This is a genomic window from Halobacterium rubrum (assembly GCF_021729015.1).
Classification (GTDB): domain Archaea; phylum Halobacteriota; class Halobacteria; order Halobacteriales; family Halobacteriaceae; genus Halobacterium; species Halobacterium rubrum.
Genome location: NZ_JAJQQZ010000001.1, coordinates 928,332 through 949,983, shown reverse-complemented (window position 1 = coordinate 949,983; position 21,652 = coordinate 928,332). Strand labels below are relative to the sequence as shown.

20 protein-coding genes are annotated in these 21,652 nt (G+C 72.9%); 14 read left to right on the top strand and 6 right to left on the bottom strand.

The window, feature by feature from the left end; genetic code table 11:
- Window positions 1-20: 20 nt before the first annotated feature.
- Both LT971_RS05180 and LT971_RS05175 read right to left on the bottom strand, forming a co-directional pair.
- The gene (locus LT971_RS05180; protein ID WP_237005786.1) at window positions 21-746 is read right to left on the bottom strand and encodes a hypothetical protein; all 726 of its coding nucleotides are present in this window, start codon (window positions 744-746) and stop codon (window positions 21-23) included.
- Complete coding sequence (locus tag LT971_RS05175) at window positions 746-2,938, bottom strand: VWA domain-containing protein (RefSeq protein WP_237005785.1); 2,193 nt, start codon at window positions 2,936-2,938, stop codon at window positions 746-748. Before LT971_RS05175 ends, LT971_RS05180 begins: the two co-directional genes overlap by 1 nt.
- A gap of 34 nt (window positions 2,939-2,972) precedes the next feature.
- On the opposite strand from LT971_RS05175, the gene cobN reads away from it, so the two are divergent.
- The 3 genes from cobN to LT971_RS05160 are packed head-to-tail and all read left to right on the top strand — an operon-like array spanning window position 2,973 to window position 8,510.
- Window positions 2,973-7,022 (top strand): cobaltochelatase subunit CobN, encoded by a 4,050-nt coding sequence (cobN, locus tag LT971_RS05170; protein ID WP_237005784.1) that lies wholly within the window; start codon window positions 2,973-2,975, stop codon window positions 7,020-7,022.
- Entirely contained in the window at window positions 7,012-7,752 is a 741-nt protein-coding gene (locus tag LT971_RS05165; RefSeq protein ID WP_237005783.1) for a precorrin-8X methylmutase, read from the top strand. Before cobN ends, LT971_RS05165 begins: the two co-directional genes overlap by 11 nt.
- Window positions 7,749-8,510, top strand: a complete 762-nt coding sequence (locus LT971_RS05160; protein ID WP_237005782.1) for a cobalt-precorrin-7 (C(5))-methyltransferase — start codon at window positions 7,749-7,751, stop codon at window positions 8,508-8,510. The genes LT971_RS05165 and LT971_RS05160 overlap by 4 nt, the downstream gene beginning before the upstream one ends.
- Here the strand turns inward: LT971_RS05160 and LT971_RS05155 are convergent.
- Entirely contained in the window at window positions 8,507-9,283 is a 777-nt protein-coding gene (locus LT971_RS05155; protein ID WP_237005781.1) for a sirohydrochlorin chelatase, read from the bottom strand. The two genes, LT971_RS05160 and LT971_RS05155, sit on opposite strands and share 4 nt — an antisense overlap.
- A gap of 151 nt (window positions 9,284-9,434) precedes the next feature.
- Here LT971_RS05155 and LT971_RS05150 point away from each other — a divergent pair, with 151 nt between their 5' ends.
- The 10 genes from LT971_RS05150 (at window position 9,435) to LT971_RS05105 (ending at window position 18,709) form a co-directional block, all read left to right on the top strand.
- Window positions 9,435-10,460, top strand: a complete 1,026-nt coding sequence (locus LT971_RS05150) for a nicotinate-nucleotide--dimethylbenzimidazole phosphoribosyltransferase (protein WP_237005780.1) — start codon at window positions 9,435-9,437, stop codon at window positions 10,458-10,460.
- Window positions 10,457-11,758 (top strand): cobyrinic acid a,c-diamide synthase, encoded by a 1,302-nt coding sequence (locus LT971_RS05145; protein ID WP_237005779.1) that lies wholly within the window; start codon window positions 10,457-10,459, stop codon window positions 11,756-11,758. The genes LT971_RS05150 and LT971_RS05145 overlap by 4 nt, the downstream gene beginning before the upstream one ends.
- 77 nt (window positions 11,759-11,835) lie before the next feature.
- Entirely contained in the window at window positions 11,836-12,459 is a 624-nt protein-coding gene (locus LT971_RS05140) for a cob(I)yrinic acid a,c-diamide adenosyltransferase (RefSeq protein ID WP_237006254.1), read from the top strand.
- Between the two features lies 1 nt (window position 12,460).
- Window positions 12,461-14,035 carry a cobyric acid synthase gene (locus LT971_RS05135; RefSeq protein WP_237005778.1) on the top strand — a complete coding sequence of 525 codons (1,575 nt, stop codon included), beginning with the start codon at window positions 12,461-12,463 and terminating at the stop codon, window positions 14,033-14,035.
- A 67-nt stretch (window positions 14,036-14,102) separates the two neighbouring features.
- A complete protein-coding gene (locus LT971_RS05130; protein ID WP_237005777.1) occupies window positions 14,103-14,723 on the top strand; it encodes an HAD family hydrolase in 621 nt (206 codons plus the stop codon).
- Window positions 14,720-15,670: a CobD/CbiB family cobalamin biosynthesis protein gene (locus tag LT971_RS05125; protein ID WP_237005776.1), complete on the top strand. Its 951-nt coding sequence runs from the start codon at window positions 14,720-14,722 to the stop codon at window positions 15,668-15,670. The genes LT971_RS05130 and LT971_RS05125 overlap by 4 nt, the downstream gene beginning before the upstream one ends.
- Window positions 15,661-16,413, top strand: coding sequence for an adenosylcobinamide-GDP ribazoletransferase (cobS, locus tag LT971_RS05120; RefSeq protein WP_237005775.1), 753 nt, complete (start codon window positions 15,661-15,663; stop codon window positions 16,411-16,413). The genes LT971_RS05125 and cobS overlap by 10 nt, the downstream gene beginning before the upstream one ends.
- Window positions 16,413-17,003 carry an NTP transferase domain-containing protein gene (locus LT971_RS05115; RefSeq protein ID WP_237006253.1) on the top strand — a complete coding sequence of 197 codons (591 nt, stop codon included), beginning with the start codon at window positions 16,413-16,415 and terminating at the stop codon, window positions 17,001-17,003. Before cobS ends, LT971_RS05115 begins: the two co-directional genes overlap by 1 nt.
- On the top strand, window positions 16,993-18,003 hold the full coding sequence (cobD, locus tag LT971_RS05110; RefSeq protein ID WP_237005774.1) for a threonine-phosphate decarboxylase CobD: 1,011 nt from the start codon (window positions 16,993-16,995) through the stop codon (window positions 18,001-18,003). Before LT971_RS05115 ends, cobD begins: the two co-directional genes overlap by 11 nt.
- On the top strand, window positions 17,996-18,709 hold the full coding sequence (locus LT971_RS05105; protein ID WP_237005773.1) for an adenosylcobinamide amidohydrolase: 714 nt from the start codon (window positions 17,996-17,998) through the stop codon (window positions 18,707-18,709). The genes cobD and LT971_RS05105 overlap by 8 nt, the downstream gene beginning before the upstream one ends.
- Before the next feature lie 17 nt (window positions 18,710-18,726).
- Here the strand turns inward: LT971_RS05105 and LT971_RS05100 are convergent, their stop codons facing one another.
- On the bottom strand, window positions 18,727-19,005 hold the full coding sequence (locus LT971_RS05100; protein WP_237005772.1) for a DUF7967 family protein: 279 nt from the start codon (window positions 19,003-19,005) through the stop codon (window positions 18,727-18,729).
- A gap of 168 nt (window positions 19,006-19,173) precedes the next feature.
- Here LT971_RS05100 and LT971_RS05095 point away from each other — a divergent pair, with 168 nt between their 5' ends.
- Window positions 19,174-19,341 (top strand): DUF7838 family putative zinc beta-ribbon protein, encoded by a 168-nt coding sequence (locus tag LT971_RS05095; RefSeq protein WP_237005771.1) that lies wholly within the window; start codon window positions 19,174-19,176, stop codon window positions 19,339-19,341.
- 533 nt (window positions 19,342-19,874) lie between these two features.
- On the opposite strand, the gene LT971_RS05090 is transcribed toward LT971_RS05095, so the two are convergent.
- Together LT971_RS05090 and LT971_RS05085 are read right to left on the bottom strand one after the other, a co-directional pair.
- Window positions 19,875-20,693: an ABC transporter permease gene (locus tag LT971_RS05090; RefSeq protein WP_237005770.1), complete on the bottom strand. Its 819-nt coding sequence runs from the start codon at window positions 20,691-20,693 to the stop codon at window positions 19,875-19,877.
- On the bottom strand, window positions 20,690-21,631 hold the full coding sequence (locus tag LT971_RS05085; RefSeq protein ID WP_272904610.1) for an extracellular solute-binding protein: 942 nt from the start codon (window positions 21,629-21,631) through the stop codon (window positions 20,690-20,692). The genes LT971_RS05090 and LT971_RS05085 overlap by 4 nt, the downstream gene beginning before the upstream one ends.
- Between the last annotated feature and the right edge of the window lie 21 nt (window positions 21,632-21,652).

The window sequence follows — 21,652 nt, the reverse complement described above, 5'->3', positions numbered from 1 at the left end:
AGAAGCAATCGACAGCGCCCTCAGACGACCAGTATCTGCACGGCGAACGCGAACACGGCTCCACTCGCGCACAGTTCCAGGGCGGCGTGCGTGCGTCGACTGCGCCGCCGCGCCGCCGCGAACGCGCTGCCGAGGCCGGTGCCGACGAGGCTCATCGTCGCGGTGATGGCGACGGCGTAGACGCCGACACTGGCTGCGGTCGTCGACAGCCCCGCAGACGGGAGTACTGCCGAGACGAGCGCGAGCATGCTGACGGGCGGCGACAGCGCGAACAGCGACCCGACGACGCCCGTCCGGAGGTAGTCCGCACGCGTCTCGTGCTCGTGGCTGTGGAGGTGCGCCTGCGCTCGCGCCAGCAGGCGACCCGCAATCCCGCGCTCGCCGTCCGCGTCCTGCTCGTCGTCGCCACCAGCTCGGAGGCGGTGAGCACCGGTCGCCGCGAGCACGGCTGCGACGACGAGGAGGATGCCGCCGGCGACCAGCGTGCCCAGCTCGTCGACTGCGCCGGGGACGCTGCTGGCGGCGGCGCCCAGCAGCCCGAGGACGGCGACCCAGGCGACGACGACGGCGACGTGGCCGACGGCGAAGCTGCCGCCGACGAACGCGGCGTGCGTCCAGCGGTCAGTCTCGCTCGTCAGCGCGGAGATGCCGGCTGCGTGGTCGGGTTCGAGGGCGTGCGTGACGCCGAGCACGGCCGCCGCTCCGAGGATGCCGATGCCGGTGGCGCTGCCGAGAGCGTCGACCATCAGGCCTCACCCCCGGTCGCGCCCCGGACCGCGCCGTCGATTCGCTCCGGCGTCAGCGCGGACAGCGGCACGCGCTCGCCCTGCGAGGCGCGAACCACGTCGTCGACGAGGCTGCCGCGGTCGCCGTCGTCGCCGGCGTCGACGACGAGCACGTCCGCGTCCCGGTCGGCGAGCGCGCTCGCGGCCGCCCGGGTGTCGCTGGTCGGCGCGTCGGTGCCGGCGTTCGCCCGGCCGTCGGTGACGACAACGACGACGGCGGCGTCGGGGTCCGCGCGCCCCAGCACCTCGTCGGCGGTCCGGAGGCCCGCCGGGAGCGGCGTCCGGTCGCCGGTCGGCAGCGACTTCAGGTGGCGGGCGGCGAGGGTGACGCTGTCGGTCGGGGGCAACACCACGTCGGCGTCGTCGCCCGCGAACGCGACGACGGCGACCTCGTCGCGGCGCTCGTAGGCGTCCCGGAGCAGGTCGAGCGCGACGCCCTTGGCGGCGCGCATCGGCCCGCGCATCGACGCGCTGGCGTCCACCGCGAACACGACCAGCGCGGACGCCGACCCCGAGCGGACTGACTGCCGGAGGTCCCGGGACGCGACGCTGTCGCTGCCCCGGGCGGCGGCCGCCCGGACCGAGGCGGCGGCGTCCACGTCGTCGGTGGGTGACGCGCGCTCGGTCCGCACGCGAGCCCCGCGAGCGTCGGTGCTCGGGTCGGCGGTCGCGCGTCCCGTTCCGCCAGTGGCGCGCTCGGCGTCCGGGGAGCCGGTGTCGGGGGCCTCGCCGACGCCCGGTTCGACGGCCTCGCCGCGGGACTGCCCGGGGACCAGCGGCGTGGCTTCGTCCTCGTCCTCGTTCTCGTCGTCGCCGGCGTTCCCGTCGCTCTCACCCGATTCTGTGTCGCTGTCGGCCGGTTCGTCATCGTCTCCGTCCCTGTCTCCGTCTCCGTCACCGCCATCGCTGCCTCCCCGCCCCGTCTGTCCGGGGGCCTCACTGTCGCCGGACTGGTCGCCACGCTGGCCGGACTCGGGGTCTGCCGTCGACTCCTCGTCGGTGTCCGGGCCGGAGTCGGCGTCCGGCTCTCCGGACTCGTCACCGGAGTCGGCCGCTTCGTCCTCGTCGGGCGCGTCGGATTCGGACTGCCCACCGTCATCGCTGCCCTCGTCGGGCTGCTGGGCGTCGCGGTCGTCGAAGTGGTCGTCCACGACGTCCTCCGGGTCGGGGGCGTCCTCGAACGGGCGGGACTGCAGCCGGTGGGGGAGCGCGAACCCGGCGGCGCGCTGGACGTCGCCCTCGGTGACGGTGGGCCGTCCGTCGAGCGCCGCGAGGGTCCGAGCGGCCCGAGCGGTGGCGACATCGGCGCGGTGTCCGTCGACGCCGGCATCCCGGCAGAGTTCGGCGATTTCCCGGGCCAGCGAGTCCGGCAGGTCGACGTCCGACAGCAGGTCGCGGGCGCCGAGCAGGCGGTCCCGGACGGCGGCGGTCTCCTCGACGTAGTCGCCGTCGAAGCCAGCGAGCGCGCGGTCGAGAATCGCCACGCGGTCGGCCAGGTCGTCGCTGCCCTCGACGGCGACGCGGAGCGCGAACCGGTCGCGGAACTGTGGCCGGAGGTCGCCCTCCTCGGGGTTCATGGTGCCGACGAGGGTGAACTCGGCTGGGTGGGTGACGCTGACGCCGTCGCGCTCGACGCGGTTGACGCCGGCGGCGGCGGCGTCCAGGAGGACGTCGACGAGGTGGTCGTCGAGGAGGTTCACCTCGTCGACGTAGAGGAACCCTCGGTTGGCGGCGGCGAGTAAACCAGGGTTGAACTCGGCGTCGCCGGCGAGCGCGTCGGTGACAGAGAGAGACCCGACGACGCGGTCGCGGGAGGCACCGAGTGGTAGCGTGACGAACGGGACGGAGCGGGTCTCGACCGGTGGGTCGTCCCGGTCCCGGCAGTCCCGACACTGCCGTTTTGGGTTCTCGGGCGGGCAACCGTAGGGGCAGTCGGCGACGGCGCGCTGGTCCGGGAGGAGGTCGGCGAGCGCGCGGGCGGTCGTGGACTTCGCGGTGCCCTTCTCGCCGGCGACGAGCAGGCCGTCGAGGGCGTCGTTAGCGCCGACGGCGAGCAGTGCCGCCTTCAGGTTCTGCTGCCCGACGACGGCCGGGAACGGCACGTCGGCGCGCCGGTCGGGCGACAGCTTTTTGCTGCGTCCCAAATCAACCATAGTTGTAGTACTACAATGGAGGTTTAACAGCGTTGTGACTGTACTTGCACTCTACACCGCGACCGAGAACGAACTCGGTGCCGTCCAGGCGGCCGCCGAGCGCGTCGACGTCGACCTCGTCGCGCGCTCCGAGAGCGACCTCGACGACGACACCGACGTCGAGGCGTTCCTCGACGCCGCCACCGAGGCCGACGCCGCCGTGTTCTGGCTGCACGGCGCCGAGGACAGCATGCCCGGCTACGACCGGGCGACCGACCGCCTCGCCGACGCCGGCGTCCCGCTCGTCGTGAAGTCCACCGGCGACGCCTACGCCGTCGAGGACACCACCGTCGCGGCCGAGGACCGCGAGGCCGTCTGCGAGTACCTCGACCGGGGCGGGACGGCGAACGTCGCCAACTGCCTGCGGTTCCTCGGCGACCGGTACTCCGCCAGCGAATTCGCGTACGACGACCCGGTCGCGCTCCCGACCGAGGGCGTCTACCACCCCGACCACCCCGGCGTCGAGTACGACGAACTCCGGGCGACCTTCGACCCCGACGCCCCGACGGTGGCGGTCTGGTTCTACGAGTCCCACTGGACGCACGAGAACACCCGCTACGTCGACAGCGTCGTCCGCGCGCTGGAGGACCAGGGCGCGAACGCGCTCCCGATTTTCTGCAACCCGGCGACCGACAGCGACGAGCAGGAAGACGCCGAGTGGGTGACGGACCAGTGGCTCATCGAAGACGGCGAGGCGTCCGAGACGCCTCGAGGCGGAGGCGGTGGAACCGCCGACGGCGAGCCGGTCGTCGACGCCGTGCTCTCGTCGTTCATGTTCTCGCTGTCGATGGACGAGCGCGGGCGGTCGGCGTCCGACGAGGGCGACTCCGCAGAGGACGTCTTCCTCGACCGCCTCGGCGTGCCCGTCCTCCAGACGGTCACGACGATGCGCTCGCGCTCCCGGTACGACTCGGCGGACACCGGCGTGATGGGCTTCGAGCTCGCGCTGTCCGTGGCGCTCCCGGAGTTCGACGGCAACGTCGTCACACACCCCATCTCCGGCAAGGAACGCACCGACGACGACGCCGGCATCGGCACCGCGCCGAAACAGCACTTCCCCATCGCGGACCGCGTCGAGCACGCCGCCAGCCTCGCGGTGAACTGGGCGCGCCTGCGCCACCTCGACAACGACGAGAAGCAGATCGCCGTCGTCCTCCACAACTACCCGCCCAGCGACGACGGCATCGGCACCGCCTTCGGCCTCGACACGCCCGAGAGCACGGTGAATCTGCTGGACGAACTGGACGCCAGGGGGTACAATCTGGGTGGCCAGACCCCGCCCGAGGGCCAGGCACTCATCGAGCAACTGACGAGCCAGCTCACGCTGGACGACCGCTGGGTCGCGCCCGAGGACGTCCACGCGAGCGAAGCGAGCGTGGGCTCGTCAGACTCGTCTGACGGCGTCCGCGAGCACAGCGTCGACGTGGTGTCGACCGACGAGTACGCGGACTGGTGGGCCGACGCCGACCCCGACTTCCGCGAGAACGTCGTCGAGGAGTGGGGCGACCCGCCCGAGCGGCCGTTCGCGATTCCGGGCGTCGAGTACGGGAACGTGCTCGTGACCGTCCAGCCGCCCCGCGGCTTCGGCATGGACCCCGAGAAGGTCTACCACGACAGCGACCTCCAGCCGCCCCACGACTACTACGCGTTCTACGCGTGGCTGCGCGAGGACTTCGACGCGGACGCCGTCGTCCACCTCGGCACGCACGGCAGCCTCGAGTGGCTGCCGGGGAAGACCGTCGGCCTCGACGCCGGGAGCGCGCCGGACGCGCTGCTGGGCGACCTGCCGAACGTCTACCCCTACATCGTCAACAACCCCGGCGAGGGCACGCAGGCCAAGCGCCGGTCGTACGCCGCCGTCGTGGACTACCTCACGCCCGTCATGAGCAACGCCGGCACGTACGACGAGCTCGCCGAACTCGAGGAGCTGGCGTCGCGCTACCGGGAGGCCGGCACCGGCGCCGGCGCCGACGCCGAGGACCACCTCGAAGCCCGCATCCGCGAGCAGGTCGACGACCTCGACCTCGCGGTCGAACTCGGCATCGCGGGTAGCATCGACGAGAAAGCCGAGGTCCGTGGCCCCGACGAAGCCGGCACGTCGCTCGCGGAGGGCGACGTAGACGGTGACGATGTCGCCATCGAGGAGCTGGTCGAGCGCGTCCACGAGTACGTGACGGACGTGAAGACGACCCAGATTCGGCTCGGCCTGCACACGATGGGCGAGCCACCCGAGGGCGACCGGCTGGTGGAGTATCTGGTCGCGCTCACGCGCCTGGAGAACCCGGGCGCGCCGTCGCTCCGGGAGAGCGTCGCGGGCGTGCTCGGCGTCGACTACGAGACGATGCTCGACGCCCCGGGCGAGTACAGCGAGGCCCTCGGTATGACGTACGCCGAGGCCGCCGACGGGGTGTACGAGACGAGCGTCGACCTCGTCGAGACCCTCGCCAGCGAGGGCTTCGACGTGCCGGCGTCGAACGTCGACGCCGGGGCGAACGATGAGGTGAACATGAATCTCCTCGTGGTCGATATAGACACGCTCGGGGACGCCCGCGCGAAATCGGGCGCACACGACGACCTGCGGGAGGTGCTTGCCTTCATCTGCGAGGAGGCGGCGCCCCGCGTGTTCGGCGCCGAGTCGGAGATTCCGCAGACGGCGGACGCGCTGGACGGCGGGTACGTCGAACCCGGCGGGAGCGGTGCGCCCACGCGGGGCGGCGTCGACCTCCTGCCGACGGGCCGGAACTTCTACACGCTGGACCCCCGCAAAGTCCCCGCCAGGACGGCGTGGGACGTGGGGAAGGAGGTCGCCGACGGCGTCGCCAAGCGCCACCGGGAGGAGAGCGCGGCGCGAAGCGCCGCGGAACAGTCGAGCGGGGAGCATGGCGACCCGCGAGACGAAGGCGAGTACCCCGAGGAGGTCGGCGTCGTCGCGTGGGGGACCCCGACGGTCCGGACGCGCGGCGAGACCATCGCGCAGGTGCTCGGCCTCATGGGCGTCCGGCCGGTGTGGACGGACGCCGGCCGGGTCGACGACGTGGAGCCGATTCCGCTGGCGGAACTCGGCCGCCCCAGAATCGACGTGACGACGCGCGTGTCGGGGCTGTTCCGGGACGCGTTCCCGCAGGCCGCCGGCGTCGTCCACGACGCCGTGGACGTGGTTGTCGACCTCGACGAACCCCACGACCGGAACTACGTGAAGAAGCACGTCGAGGAAGACGCCGCCGAACTCGCCGAGGAGGGTGTCGAGAACCCCGAGAACGCCGCGAAGCACCGCGTGTTCACGACGCGTCCCGGCGGCTACGGCGCGGGGACGAACAAAGCGGTCGACGAGGGGAACTGGGAGGACCGCTCGGACCTCGCCGACGTCTACGTCCAGTGGGGCGGCTACGCGATGGGGTCGCGGGGCCGCGTCAGCGAGGCCCACGACGCCTTCGAGCGCCGGCTCGGGAACGTCGACGCCACGGTCAAGATCGAGGACACGATGGAGCAAGACGAGTTCGACTCCTCGGACTGGTACGCGTTCCACGGCGGCTTCATCACGGCCGTCGCCGAGGCATCCGGGTCGGAGCCGGCGTCCTACGTCGGGGACTCCAGCGACCCGGACAACGTCGACGTGTACACGAACGAGGAGAAAGTCCGGAAGGCGATGCGGGCTCGGGTCCTCAACCCCGAGTGGCTGGACTCGATGGAGGAACACGGCTACAAGGGCGCCGGCGACCTGTCGACGACAGTCGACGTCACACTGGGCTGGGACGCCACCACGGGCGTCGTCTCTGACGCGCTCTGGGCGGACGTCGCACAGAAGTACGCGTTCGACGACGACCGCCAAGAGTGGCTGCGGGACGTGAACCCGTGGGCCCTGGAGTCCATCACGGACACCCTTCTGGAGGCCATCGAGCGCGACCTCTGGGGGGCGGACGACGAGACCGCACAGCGTCTGCGCGACCTCCACCTCCGGGTGGAGGGCGATCTGGAGGCCAGAGCCAGCGGCACAGCATCGACCACCGACAGCGACGAACGGGAGGCACCCGCGAATGACGACTGAGAACCAGCCCACCACCGGCGACGACGGCGACGAGGCGGACGAACAGGACTTCGAGGCGTACGCGGACCTCGGTGCGACCACGGAGAACGCGATGGACATCGCGGCGACGAGCATGGACCGCGTGCGCGAGCTGGTGCCGGACGAGACGCTCGCGGACCGCGTGCGCCAGAAGTCGGTGCACGCGACCGGCGACCCCGAGTTCCAGCACCTCGTGCGGTTCACCGGCGAGGACGACTCCGAGCCGGTCCGGGCCGGCGCTCGCGCCGTCCTCGACGAGGCGCCAGTCGTCACCGACATCACGATGGTGAAGGAGGGCGTCACCGGGCGCGGCCACGACTGCGAGGTGCGGAAGGCCATCGGGAACGGCGCCGAGCTGGCGGCGGAGACCGGGATGACCCGGACCGCGGCGTCCGTCCTCGAACTCGACAGGCAGGGCGTCTACGACGGTGCAATCGCCGTGGTCGGGAACGCGCCGACGGCCGCGCTCGCGCTCGCGGACTGCATCGAGGACGGCACCCGGCCGGCGGTCGTCGTCGCCACGCCCGTCGGCTTCGTGAAGGCGGCGGAGAGCCGGAAGCGGCTCCGCGAGGTCGCCGGCGAACACGGCGTCCCCGCCGTCACGAACGTCGGGCGGCGCGGCGGCAGCGGGCTGGCCGCCGGGCTGACGAACGAACTGATTCACGTCGCCAGCGACGCCCGCGACGGCGACGTCTCGCTGGAGGCGCCGTGAGCGACGACTACGACCTCGACTCGGGGCCGGACCCGGCGTCGTTCGCCGCCCGGCGGCCGGAGCCGGCCCGGGGGGACGCCGAGGACGTCGTCCACGCCGTGGGGGTCGGCCCCGGGAACCCGGAGTTCCTGACGCCCCGGGGCGAGCGCGCCGTCCGGGAGGCGGACGTCGTCGTCGGCTTCGAGACAGTCGTCGAGTTCGTCGCCGACCTCACCGACGCTGACCTGCTGACGTGTGGCTACCGCGACGAGGGCGAGACGCTGTCGGCGTTCGCCGACCGCGTCGCCGACGGCGAGCGCGGGACGGCGGTGCTGATGGGGGACCCGAACCACTCCGGCTACCAGTTCCTGGGGAAAGTCGAGCAGGCGGTGAGCCAGCCGGTCCGGGTGGTTCCGGGCGTCTCCTCGCTGCAGGTGGCCGCGAGCAGGGCGCGAACGCCGATGGAGGACACCGAGTTCGTCACGCTGCACAAGAGCGGCGACCTGACCGACGACCTCGCGCGGCTCCGCGCCGCGGTCGGCGACCGCCACCTGCTCGTCCTGCCGCGGCCGTTCGACCTGATGCCCGGAGACGTCGCCGCAGACCTCCTCGACGAGGCGGGCGCGGCCCCCGACCTGCCGGCGCTCGTGCTGGAACACCTGACACACGGCGACGAGGAGTCGATCACGCGCAGCACGCTCGGCGAACTGGCCGAGCACGCGGGCGAGGAGACGCCGTTCTCGGACCTGTCGGTGCTGGCGGTCCGGCGGCCCGCCTAGGGGCCCTCGCCGTCGGCCGCGAACGCGGTCGCGTTCGCCGTCAGCGAGTCCTCGAACGTGGCCGCACCGTCGCGGTCGGCCAGCACGCGCTTCTCGGCGACCAGTGCTTCCGCGGCGTCCATGAGCCGTGGGTGAGCGCCGAGCGGGTCGGCGTAGGCGAGCCCGCCGCGGTCCAGTTCGAGCCGGTCGGGGATGTCGCGGTCGGTGGCGTCGCCGCCGGCGACGAACAGGGGGACTGCGACGGCGTCGTCGGCGTCGAGGTTGTACCGCAGACACTCGGCGGCGGGGTTCTGGACGAGGAAGCTGGTGGCGACGTCGTCGTAGTCGCCGCGCTCGCGGAGCCGGGCGGCGTGGTACTCGGCGACCTGCCGGTGGTAGGGGCGGGAGCTGGCGCCGAGCGCGACGAGGCCGACAGCGGCGGGCGCGCCGTCGGGAGCGGCTTCGGCGGCGCGGTCGCGGAGCGCGTCGGTGACGGCGCCGCTCCGGCAGACCGGCTCGCAGTAGTGGACGGTGGCGGCGAGCCGGTCGAGGGCGGCGGGGACGCCGACCGTCGTCTCGCGGGCGTGGGCGGCGGTCATCGGGACCGCGAACACGCGGTCGGCGTCGACGGCCGACAGCGGGTCTCGGAGGTCGCGCCGCGGTTCGTGTTCGTAGTGGCAGGCGTGGACGGCGTCCGCGACGCCGCGGTCGCGGAGCCGCCGGGCGTGCGTGGCGAGCGTTTCGCGTGCGTGGGGCGTGTCCCGGCCGAGGAGGACGAGCGCGTCGCGTGTCATGGTAGTATAAAGCTGGATTGTACTAATCCAACTCCAATTGATTACGTGCTCTCGCGAGACCCCCTAATAGCTTGCGCTGGCCGACCCCAACCAAGACAGAGCTGAAAACACGACCGCTGAATTAAAGTCCGGTTGTGTTCTCTGTGCAGGCATGCCCGGCACGCCCGACACCCTATTCGCGCTCGCGGCGGGGTCGACGCAGACGGCGGCCATCGACGGCATCAGCGCCGCCGGCGCCGACCCGGCGCTGATGGCGCACACCCCCAGCGCCGACGCCGAACTGCTCGCGTACGGCCACACCGTGCGCTCGCCCGTCGTCCCCGTCAGTCCCTCCGGCTGCCCGACGCCCGCGGTCGTCACGCGAGCGGTCCGCGAACGCCTCGGCGTCGAGACGCTGGTCGTCGACGCCGGCCTCGCCGAACCGACCGGCGCACCGACTGTCGGCGTCGACGCCTCCCCGGGCGGCGACATCCGGGACGAGGCGCCGGTCCCAGACGCAGCCGACATCTTCGCCGCAGCCCGGAACCTCGGTGGGTCGCTGCCCGCCGACCGGCTGGTCCTCGCCGAGACGGTGCCCGGCGGGACGACGACGGCGATGGGCGTGCTCGCCGCGCTCGGCGAGCGCCGCGCCGTCTCCTCCTCGCTGCCGGAGAACCCCCTCTCCCTCAAGGAGTCCGTCGTCGACGAGGGGCTGGCCGCCAGCGGCCTCGAGGCCGGCGACCTCGCCGGCCAGCCGGTCGAGGCCGTCGGGCAGATGGGCGACCCCGTGCTCGCTGCCGTCGCCGGCCTCGCAGCGGGGGCGCTCGACGCGGGAACCGACGTGACGCTCGGTGGCGGCACGCAGCTCGCGACGGCCGGCGCGCTCGTCAGGCACGCCGGCGCCGAGGACCCACTGGAGCTGGCGACCACGTCGTTCGTCGCCAGCGACGACTCGGCGGCCATCCGTGGCCTCGCCGCCGACCAGTCACTCGACCTCACCGTCACCGACCCCGGCTTCGAGGCGCGCGAAGGCCACCCGGCGATGGCGGCGTACCTCGCCGGAGAGGCGAAAGAGGGCGTCGGGATGGGCGGCGCGCTCGCGCTCGCCGACGAAGCCGGCCTCGGGATGGACGAGGTCCGGGCAGCCATCGTCGACGTCTACGACCGGGTGACCGATGCGCCGGAGGGACCGGCGTGAAGGGCTTCGTCCTCGGCGGAACGGCCTCCGGCGTCGGGAAGACGGTGGCGACGCTGGCGGTCCTGCGCGCTCTCGAAGACGCCGGCCACGACCCCCAGCCGGCGAAGGCGGGCCCGGACTTCATCGACCCGAGCCACCACGAGCCAGTCGCCGGGAAACCGTCCCGGTCGCTGGACCCCTGGCTCGAAGGCGACCACGGCACCCGGCGCAACTACTACCGGGGCGACGGCGACGTCTGCGTCGTGGAGGGCATGATGGGACTGTACGACGGCAGCGTCGCCAGCACCGCGCGCGTCGCGAGCGTGCTCGACCTCCCGGTCGTGCTCGTCGTGGACGCCAGCGCGGGCATGCAGAGCGTCGCGGCGACGGCGCTGGGCTTCCGCGAGTACGCCGCCCAGTCCGGACACGACGTCGACGTCGTGGGCGTGCTCGCGCAGCGAGCGCACGGCGGCCGCCACGAGGCGGGCATCCGGGACGCGCTCCCCGACGGCCTCGCGTACCTCGGCCGGATTCCCCCCAGCGACGACCTCGAGATACCGGACCGCCACCTCGGCCTCCAGATGGGCGAGGAGGCCGCCGTCGACCCGGACGCGCTCGCCGCGGCGGCCGAACACGTCGACGCCGAACGCCTCGTCGACGTGGCGCGGGAACCGCCACGACCGGCGCCCGGTGAGTCCCGCCCAGAAACCGGGAAGCGCGTCGCCGTCGCCGAGGACGCCGCGTTCTGCTTCGCGTACCCGGCGACCCGCGAGCGCCTCCGGGCGCGCGCCGACGTCACCACCTTCTCACCGGTGGCCGGCGACGACCTCCCCGACTGCGACGGCGTCTACCTGCCCGGCGGCTACCCGGAACTGCACGCCGACGCCCTGTCCGCCGCACCCGCACTCGACACGCTCGCCGACCGGGCGGCAGACGGCCTCCCGGTCCTCGGCGAGTGCGGCGGGCTGCTGGCGCTGGCGGAGTGCCTGACGACGACCGACGGCGACACCGTCGAGATGGCGGGCGTCCTCCCTGCGGACGTGCGGATGTGCGACCGCTATCAGGCCCTCGACCACGTCGAACTCCGGGCGCGCGGGGACGGCGCGCTCACGGCGAGCGCGGGCGAGACCCTGCGCGGCCACGAGTTCCACTACTCCGAGGCCGACGTCGCCGACGACGCCCGGTTCGCGTTCGACGTCGAACGCGGCGACGGCATCACCGGCGACCGCGACGGCCTCGTCGAGCACCGAACGCTCGGGACGTACGCGCACGTCCATGCCGAGAGCGGCGCCTTCGACCACTTCCTCGACTCCCTATGACCACCGACGACACGACCACCACCGACGGCGAGCGGGACGGACCGAACGACGGGGACGGCGACGCGGACGACCACCCGATGCGACCCGACGGAATCACCCCGAGCGAGCCCGACGAGTTCGGGCTGGTGCAGGTCTGGTGGGGCGACGGGAAGGGCAAGACCACGGCGTCGCTCGGGATGGCGATGCGGGCGGCCGGCCACGGCTACCGCGTGCACGTCCTCCAGTTCATGAAGGGCGGCACGAGCACCGTCGAGGACGTGCGGGGCGAGTACGCCGCGATGGCCGAGATTCCGGGTCTCTCGTACGAGAACTCCGGGCACTACGGCTGGCACGGCTTCCACGACGGCAGCAGCGACGACGAGCACGCCGCCCGCGCGAAGGGCGGACTCGCTCGTGCCCGGGAGATTGTCGACGCGTCCCGCGAGGTCGACGGCCCGCTGCCGCTGGACGGCCCGCCGGCGGACGGCGTCCACATGCTCGTGCTGGACGAGGTGCTGTACGCCGCGAATCGCGGGCTCGTGGACCCCGCAGACGTGGTCGCGCTCGTCGAGGAGAAGCCCGACGACCTGGAACTCGTGCTCACGGGTGGCCACGAGGAACCCGAGTTCGTGACCGGGCGCGCCGACCTCGTGACCGAGGTCCGGAAGCACCGCCACCCCATCGACGACGGGCAGGGCGCCCGGAAGGGCACCGAGTTCTGAGATGGCGTCCGACTGCCGGACTATCCTGGTCGCGGGGACGGCCTCCCACGTCGGGAAGAGCACGGTGGCGGCAGGGCTCTGCCGGCACCTCGCCGACTGCGGGCTGTCGGTGGCGCCGTTCAAGGCGCAGAACATGAGCAACAACGCCCGCGCAGCCCCCGTCGCCGAGGGCACCCCGGCCGACGCCGCGTGGGGCGAAATCGGCGTCTCGCAGTACGTGCAGGCCCGCGCCGCCCGGACGCCGGCGTCGACCGACCACAACCCCGTGTTGCTGAAACCCCGGGGCGACGCCGAGAGTCAGGTCGTCCTCGACGGACAGGCCGTCGGCCACTACGCAGCCGGCGACTACTACGACGACCACTGGCAGGACGCTCGCGAGACGGCCGCAGCCGCCCACGAGCGGCTCGCCACCGACCACGACGTGGTGGTCGCCGAGGGAGCCGGTAGCATCGCCGAGATCAACCTCCGGGACCGCGACCTCGCGAACCTCGAGACCGCGCGGTTCGCGGACCGTGTCGCGCCGGAGGCGCGACGGGATGCCCGAGCGGCGGAGCCGGAAGGCGTGGACGTGCTCGTCGTGGTGGACATCGAGCGCGGCGGCGCCTTTGCCAGCCTCTACGGCACGCTCGAACTGCTCCCCGACGACGTCCGCGAGCGGGTCGCCGGCGCCGTAATTACGAAGTTCCGCGGCGACCCGAGCCTGCTGGCCCCCGGCATCGAGGAGATCGAGGCACGGACCGGCGTTCCGGTGCTGGGCGTGCTCCCCCACGACGACCCCGGGCTGCCGGCAGAGGACAGCCTCTCGCTGCCGGACGGCGACGGCAGCGACCCGGCAGTCCGTGGCGACGGCGACGGCGTGGCGGCCGACCGGACGGTCACGGTCGCCGTCCCGCGACTCCCCCGCATCTCGAACTTCACAGACCTCGAACCGCTGGAGCGCGTCCCGGGCGTCCGGGTGGCGTACACCCCGCCCGACGGCTCGCTCGCGGCCGCCGACGGCGTCGTCCTGCCGGGGACGAAGAACACCGTCGACGACCTGCGCGACCTCCGCTCGGCGGGGTTCGGCGACGAACTCCGAGAGTTCGACGGGCCCGTCGTCGGGCTCTGTGGCGGCTACCAGCTGCTCGGCGAGCGAGTTACGAGCGCGGCCGTCGAGTCCACGAGCGACGGACTGGACGCCGTCGAGGGGTTCGGGCTGCTGCCCGTGGAGACGGACTTCCGCGAGGACAAGCGCGTCGAAGCGGTCACCCGGAACCTCACCGGCTGCGAGCCGCTGGCCGGCGCTACTGGGCAAGTGTCCGGCTACGAGATTCACGTGGGCCGGACCGAGGTCCCTGCCCGGCTCCCGGACCCGGTCGGGCCGACGAGTGCCGCGACCGACCGCGTGCTCGGCACCTACCTCCACGGCCTCTTCGAGAACGACGCTGCCCGCGAGGGGTTCGTGGACGCGGTCTACGAGTACGCCGGCGTCGACCGGCCGGACCCGGCCGGAGAGAACCGCGCCTCGCCGTACGATGCAGCCGCCGCCCTCGTCCGCGAGCACGTCGACCTCGCCGCGCTCGGCCTCCCCGAGTAGCGATACCGGCGCCGATTCCGCCCGGTCGACCGACCGATTCAAGTCTGCTTGCAGTAAGCAAACTACAGTGACAACGTCGTTCGACCTGTTCGGGACGCTGGTCGACGCCGAGCGCCCCGACGACCCCGCGAACGCCGTCGCTGACGCGCTCGAACGCAGGGGCGTCGCCGTCCCGGACGACTGGCAGGCCGCCTACCGGCAGCCCCACGCGGACGTCGAACCGGGCGCCGAACGCCCGCTCCCGGTGCACGTCGCCGAGGCGCTGGCGTCCCGCGGCGTCGATGCCGACGCCGAAGCCGTCGAGGCGGCGACGCTCGCGGCGTTCGACCGGCCGGTCAGCCGGCGCGAGGGCGCGCTCGAAGCCATCGACGCCGCCGCCCGGTGCGGGCCGGTCGCTGTCCTCTCTAACTGCAGTGTGTCCGGGCTCGTCGAGCGCGCGCTCGCCCGAGCCGGGCTCGACGGGCGCTTCGACGTCGTCGTGGCGAGCGTCGACTGCGGCTGGCGCAAACCCGACGAGCGCGCGTTCCGCGCCGTCGCCGACGCGCTCGGCGTCGCTCCGGAATGTCTCGTCCACGTCGGCGACAAACCAGAGACGGACGGCGGCGTCGAAGCCCTCGGCGGCCGAGCACTCCTCCTGACCGAGACACCACTGAGCGAGATTCCGGCGGCACTCGGGGTGGAGCCGTGAATCCTAACGGGACGGCGGCCCTCGGCGCGGTCGCGGTGGCGTTCGCACTGGAGCTCGCCGTCGCCGAGCCGCCGACCCGCGTCCACCCGGTCGCGTGGTTCGGGCGCGCCATCGCCCCCTTCGACCGCGAGTGGACTCATCCGCTCGCCGTCGGCACGCTCGTTGCAGGCCTGCTGCCGCTGGCCGCGGCAGCCGCCGTCGGCGGGCTCGTCGCGGCGGCAGCGACCGGTATCGGCGGGCTCGCCGGCGCAGCCGTCGCGGGGGTCGCGCTGTTCGCGACGACCAGCCTCCGGATGCTCCTCGACGAGGCGCGAGCAGTCGTCGCCGCCACCGGCGAGGACCTCGCCGCCGCGAAGGACCGCCTGCCGTCGCTGGTGGGCCGGGACGCCAGCGGCCTCTCGGCGGCCGAGGTCCGGAGCGCCGCCGTCGAGAGCGCCGCGGAGAACCTCGCGGACGGCCTCGTTGCACCGCTGCTGGCGTTCGCCGCCGGGGCCGCAGCGACCGGGTCGCTGGCCGTCGCCGCCGCCGCTGCGGCGTGGGTGAAGGCCGTGAACACGCTGGACTCGATGCTCGGCTACCGCTCGAAGCGCGTCGGCACGCCGAGCGCGCGCCTCGACGACGCCGTGATGTGGCTGCCCGCCCGGCTCGCCGCGCTCCTGGTCGCCGCCGCAGCATGCGACCCCCGAACGGTCGCGCGGGCCGGCGGGCACGCCGACGCGCCGCCGTCCCCGAACTCCGGCTGGCCGATGGCGACGCTCGCGGCCGTTCTGGGCCGCCGGCTCGCCAAGCCCGGCGTCTACGACCTCACCCTCGGGGAAGACTTCCCGAGTGTCGCGGAGAGCCACCGGGGCGTCCGGGTCGTGGGCGCGGCGGGCCTGCTGGCGTACGGGCTCGCCGGATTCGCGGTGTACGTCGCCGGAGACGGCGGGGTGGTGGCGTGGCCCTGACGGCGCTGCGCGGCGCGGTCGGCTTCCTCACCCGCCTCCCGGTCGGTCACAGCGAGGACGCGTGGACGGCGTTCCGGGCGTCCCCGTGGGCGTTCCCGCTGGCCGGCTACGTGGTCGGCGCGCTGCTGGCCGTCCCGTTCGTCTTCGACGGCGCCGCGCCCCCGGGGACGATTGCGACCGCCTACGTCGTCGCCGTCCTCGCCGTCACGGGCATCAACCACCTCGACGGCGTCGCGGACGCCGGCGACGCCGCCGTCGTCCACGGCGACCGCAGCGAGCGACGCGAGGTCCTCAAGGACACGACTGTGGGCGTCGGCGCCGTCGCCGCCGTCGGCGTCGTCCTCCTGGGACTCGCGTTGGGCGCGCTCGGCGTCGCCGGCCTCCCCGAGCGGACGGCGGTCGCCGTCGTGGTCGCGGCCGAAGTCGGCACGAAGGCGGGGATGGCGACCGTCGCCTGCCTCGGCGTCACGCCCCACGACGGTCTCGGCGCCCAGTTCACCGAGCGCGCGGCGAACACCGACCTCTCCGGCGTCGCCGCGATTGCGCTCCCCGCCGCCGTGTTCTCGTGGCCGTCGCCCGCCGCCGCCGGTGCGCTCGTCGGCGCGGTCGTGGGGGGCGTCGCCGTGTTCCGGTGGCTCACCGTACTGCTCGGCGGCACGAACGGCGACGTCTTCGGCGCCGTCAACGAGGTTGGTCGCGTCGTCGGCCTACACGTGGGGGTGGTGGCGTGGACGCTCTCCTGATGTGTGGCGGCCGCGGCACCCGGCTCGACAGCGACACCGAGAAGCCGCTGTTCGACGTCGCCGGCCGGCCGATGGTCGACCGGGTCCGGGACGCGCTCGCGGCCGCCGACCGGGTCGACACCACACACGCCGTCGTGTCGCCGCACGCGCCCGAGACGAGAGCCCACCTCGACGGCGAGCTGCCACTGGTCGAGACGCCGGGCGACGGGTACGTCGCCGACCTCGGCGTGGCACTCGACGCAGTCGAGCCGCTGGTGCTCTCCGTCGCCGCCGACCTGCCGCTGCTGGCCGGGGACGCCGTCGACGACCTCCTCACCGCCGCCGACGGCTCGACCAGCGTGTGCGTCCCGCGAGCGCTCAAGGAACTGCTCGGCGCGAGCGTCGACAGCGACGACACCTGGGTACCCACTGGCGTGAACGTCGTCGGCGACGGCGACGATGCGAGCGACGTATACCGGAGCTACGACGCGCGACTCGCCGTGAACGTGAACCGGCGCGCCGATGCCGCGGTCGCCGAGCGGCTGCTGGACGCGACCGACACCGCAGGAGTCAACGGCGACGCCGACGTGGAGGGAGGCAATGGACCCTGACGCCGTCCGCGACGCCGGCCGAGTCCCGCACGGCGGCAGCGACGACTCCGGGGTGCTGGACTTCAGCGCGAACGTCAACCCCCTGACGCCGCCCGGCACCCGCGACGTCTACGAGGACGCGCTCGGCGACGCCACGCGGTACCCGAACGACGACTACTCCGCGTTCCGCGAGGCTGCCGCCGACTACGTCGGCTGCACGCCCGACGAGGTGGTGCAGACGCCCGGCGGACTGGCGGGCATCCGGCTCGCAATCGAGACCCGGATCGGACCGGGCGACAGCGTCCTCGTCCCCCGGCCGAGTTTCGGCGAGTACGCCCGAGAGGTCGAACTGCAGGGCGCGAGCCCCGAGCTCGTCGCCCACGACGACCTCCTCGACGCCGACCCAGACGACCACGCGATGGTCGTCGCCTGCAACCCCAACAACCCCACCGGCGACCGGTACGACACCGACGCCCTCCGTGCGTTCGCCGCACGGTGCCGGGCCGCCGACACCGAACTGCTCGTCGACGAGGCGTTCCTCGGCTTCACCGACGCGCCCTCGATGGCCGGCGAACCCGGCGTCGTCGTCGCACGCTCGCTCACCAAGCTGTTCGGGCTGCCCGGCATCCGCGCGGGCTTCCTCGTCGCGTCCGGCGACCGGCTGGCCGACCTCCGGACCGGCCGCCGCGCCTGGAACCTCGGCACGCCCGCCGCCGCCGTCGGCGCGCACGTGATGCAGCAGTCCGGGTTCGTCGCGGAGACCCGGGAGCGCGTCGCCAGCGAACGACGGCGGCTCCGCGACGAGCTCTCCGGGGAGTTCGACGTCCACCCCTCGGACGCGCCGTTCCTGCTGCTGGACGTCGGCGACAGGGACGTCGACGACCTCACCGCAGCCACGCGCGAGCGGGGGGTCGTCGTCAGGGACGCGACGACGTTCCGCGGCCTCGATTCTCACGTCCGGGTCGCCGTCCGCACGCCCGAGGAGAACGACCGACTGCTGGCGGTGCTCGACGATGTTTGACGCGACAGTCCGGGACGGCGTCCTCGAACTCGCCGCGCCCGGTGCTCGCTGGCTGTCGACTGGCTGGGACGGCGGGTTCGCGGCCGCAGACCGCGCGTTCAACGTCACCGTCCCGGAGGGCTGGCACCCCGACGACGTCGGGTCGTGGGCCACAGACCGCATCACAGCCGCCGGATTCGACCCAGGGAGTGACGCACCGCTGCTCCTGACCGGCGTCGCACAGGAACACGCCAGAATCGCCCGCTGCGGCCCGGTCGCGGTCGCGGCGACCGTCGGCCTCTCGAACCCGGCGACGCTCCCGATGGAGCCCAGTGGGGGCACACTGCCCACCGACCCCGAGCCGGTGGCGGGCACCGTGAACGTCGTGGTCGGGACGACGCGCGCCCTCGACGACGCCGCGCTCTCGAACCTCGTCGCCGTCGCCGCAGAGGCGAAGGCCGCGACGCTCCTCGACGCCGCCGGCTTCCCGGGCACCACGAGCGATGCCGTCGTCGCGGCCTGCGACCCCGACGGCGAACCGTCGGCGTACTCCGGCAGCGCCACTCGCGTCGGCGCCGCTGCCCGCGCCTGCGTCCGTGACGCCGTCAGCGCGAGCCTCGACAGCCGCTACGACGGGGACGACGACGTTCCCCCTTCTGTCGCGGACGCGCGCCACGGGGTCGCGACCGACGTTCTGACCGAGGTCTCGCCGGCAGACCAGTCCTGACGACGCCGCGTCGCCCCTCAGATCGCGTCGTCGGGGTCGTGCTCGTCGGCCATCCGCTGTGCCTCGGCAGCGTAGCGCTCCCGCAGTTCGGGGTCGTCGACCGCCCCGAGGTTCTCCGGGGCCGCGTCCACGGCCGCCGTCGTCTCGCGCGTGTCGCTGAAGCTCGTGAGCGCGCGCTCCTTCCGGAAGTACTGGTCGCCGTCCGTGGTCGCGTACGTCAGGATGATGAGGTTCTGCTCGTCGTCCGAGTAGGTTCGCTCCACGAGCCAGACGCGGACCGCGTCAGCGTTCGTCATACCGGACGTTCGCGGCGCTGTGGGAAGGTTCTACTGCAGACACCGGGTGGGCGAGCGGTTGCAGCGACCAGCCGATTCAATATCGTCATATACGATTTATTGAGGGGCGGCGTCCCTCGATTCCCGGAAATCAGTACGTTGAATTGGCTGGCTCGGGGACGTCGACGTATGGCGACCGAACTCGACCACGACTGCCCGAACTGCGGCGAGGAACGCAACTTCTACCGGACTGCCGCCACGAGTCTCCACCTCGGCCTGAAGACGAAGTGGTCCTGCCCCGAGTGCGACTACGGCTTCATCCGCATCGGCGGCGACATCACCTCGGCGACCGCGTAACTGCCCGCGCGACTCTCTGGATCGGTGGACGCCCCCGGCCCGAGGCCCTGACCACTGCGGCGCGCGCGGTCTGGCTGCACCCCTGTTCTCCACCCCGCTCCCCCTGGGTTCGCGCCGACGTGAGCGCGGCCATCGAAGGCAGTTACGCAGTGCTCGACCGGGTGTTTCGAGGGTCGCGACAGTGAACCCGCGCGAATTGGGGGGTCCTGCAGGGGCGGCCCTGTCTCGCCCCCGGGGGTTTGCCCGGCTCGCGACTACCCGCACTGAGAGGACTCGGTGGCGCTCCCAGACCCACGTCGCCCGGACACCCCAGCTGCGGCCGTGCTTGACGGCCGAGCGCAACGCAAGTGCTATTCGAGTTATATTTTGGCAACGGTGTGGAGGAGGAGGAGAAACTAATAAACCATATATTGCGATATAGAAAGTGGAGCACTCGCGGCGACGGAGAAATCGGGCGAAACGAGCCGCTCGGCACGTCTCGTACCTATCGAGAAGGGTTCAGTCTGTCCGGGCAGCAGTCAGCAACCGGGCCATCACTGGTCAGCTGCGGTGGGCAGTCGGCCGAGCCACTGCACACCGACGACGACGAACAGCGCCACCGCCAGCAGGGCCAGCGCCAGCGGGACGACGGCGTCGATGCCGCCGCCGAGAAAGGCCACCCAGATGCGGGTGGGGATGGTCCGGGGGTTGTACGCCACCATCATCGTCGCGCCGAACTCGCCGAGCGCACGCGCGAACGTCAACACGACGCCGGCGAGGACCGCCGGGCGCGCGAGCGGGAGCGAGACGCGCCAGAATGTCGCAAGCGGGCCGCTCCCGAGAGACCTCGAGGCGTCCTCGAACCGCTCGTCGACAGTGTCGAACCCGGAGCGCGCCGCGAGCACGAGGAACGGCGAGGCGACGAACGTCTGCGCGAGGACGACGCCGAACAGGCTGTCCGTGAGCGGCACGCCGGCGGCAGCCGCCCACGCGCCCAGCGGCGTGAACCGACCGACGGCCGTCAACACCATGGCGCCGCCGACGACCGGCGGGACGACCAGCGGTAACACGACGACGCCCTCGACGAGCCGCTTCCCGGGGAAGTTCGTCCTCGCGAGCGCGTACGCGAGCGGCACCCCGAGGACGGTCGCGATGGCCGTCGAAGCGGTGGCTGCGACCAGGGAGTTCCGGATCGCTGCGTGGGCGTCCGGCGACGCGAGTCGCGCGACGACGTCGGCGGTTCCGGTCCGGGCGAGGAAGGCAGCGAACGGGACGAGGAGGTAGACGACCAGCAGTGCGCCGAGTGCCGCCGGGAGCAGGTGGCGGAGCGAGCGGTCCCCCACCGGTGGCCCGGTGTCGCCAGCGCTGGTCACACGTCCACCCCCGATGGCGGGCTGGCGTTCGACCGCGGGAGGCCGCCGGCGACAGCCAGCCCGGCTTCGATCAGGACGACGGACGCGTCGGTGAGAAAGTCCACGAACGCGCGGCCGGCGGCCGGCGAGTCGGCACCGCTAGGAACTGTCGCTGCGTAGAGAATCGGGCGGCCCCGGGTGACGTAGCCGTCGCTCGTGGTGTACGTGGCGGTGGCGTAGTGGTCGGCGAGTCCGGGGTCGGAGAAGTCGTAGGCGTCGGGGAAGCCGACGAACGGGAGGTCGTGGTCGGCGGCCATGTTCTCGTAGACGACCGCGCCGGCGCGGGCGCCCGTCTCGACCCCGAGGAGGAGCTGTGGCTCGTCGGGCTCCCGGTAGGCTGCGGCCGCGAGGTCGTCCCGGAGGCCGGCCACACCGTGTTCCTGCTCTGCGAGCTCGAACGCCATCAGCGCGCGGTATCCCAGCGGGTCGAGCTCCGGGTCGCCGATGGCGAGGTCGCCGTCATCGGCGTCGCGAGCGGCCTCCCACCACGGCACGCCGGATTCGAGGCGGTCACCGAGAAGGGTCGATGGGTTGTAGCAGAGCCCGATGCTGTTGGACGCGAACTCGACGTCCCAGTCGACGTGGTCGCCGTAGAGCCGGTCGCGGAGGAGCGTGGCGTCGGCGCTGACGACGACGTCGGGGTGTTTCGTCCGGTCCTCGACCATCCGCAGCAGTGCGGCCGACCCGTGGTACTCGCCGTGGACCCGGTAGTCGGTCTCCCGTTCGAACGCCGGGCCGACGTGGTCCTCGAAGGTGCTGGCGAGGCTGCCGGCTGCCAGCACGCTCACCGGCGACCCCGAGCCCGAGAGGCACCCAGTGAGGCTGCCGAACGCGGTCGCTCCGGCGGCCGCCAGATACCGCCGTCTCGACGGAGACGAGTCAGAAGCCACGATAGTCAAACAGATTCGGTTCCCCGATAA

Bases quoted from the DNA above. Each gene is read 5' to 3' on its own strand.
- LT971_RS05135 (WP_237005778.1), top strand. From the start codon at position 12,461: ATGGCGTCCGACTGCCGGACTATCCTGGTCGCGGGGACGGCCTCCCAC.
- cobD (WP_237005774.1), top strand. From the start codon at position 16,993: ATGGACCCTGACGCCGTCCGCGACGCCGGCCGAGTCCCGCACGGCGGC.
- LT971_RS05180 (WP_237005786.1), bottom strand. From the start codon at position 746: ATGGTCGACGCTCTCGGCAGCGCCACCGGCATCGGCATCCTCGGAGCG.
- LT971_RS05140 (WP_237006254.1), top strand. From the start codon at position 11,836: ATGCGACCCGACGGAATCACCCCGAGCGAGCCCGACGAGTTCGGGCTG.
- LT971_RS05100 (WP_237005772.1), bottom strand. From the start codon at position 19,005: ATGACGAACGCTGACGCGGTCCGCGTCTGGCTCGTGGAGCGAACCTAC.
- LT971_RS05165 (WP_237005783.1), top strand. From the start codon at position 7,012: ATGACGACTGAGAACCAGCCCACCACCGGCGACGACGGCGACGAGGCG.
- LT971_RS05115 (WP_237006253.1), top strand. From the start codon at position 16,413: ATGTGTGGCGGCCGCGGCACCCGGCTCGACAGCGACACCGAGAAGCCG.
- LT971_RS05150 (WP_237005780.1), top strand. From the start codon at position 9,435: ATGCCCGGCACGCCCGACACCCTATTCGCGCTCGCGGCGGGGTCGACG.
- LT971_RS05155 (WP_237005781.1), bottom strand. From the start codon at position 9,283: ATGACACGCGACGCGCTCGTCCTCCTCGGCCGGGACACGCCCCACGCA.
- LT971_RS05095 (WP_237005771.1), top strand. From the start codon at position 19,174: ATGGCGACCGAACTCGACCACGACTGCCCGAACTGCGGCGAGGAACGC.
- LT971_RS05175 (WP_237005785.1), bottom strand. From the start codon at position 2,938: ATGGTTGATTTGGGACGCAGCAAAAAGCTGTCGCCCGACCGGCGCGCC.
- LT971_RS05105 (WP_237005773.1), top strand. From the start codon at position 17,996: ATGTTTGACGCGACAGTCCGGGACGGCGTCCTCGAACTCGCCGCGCCC.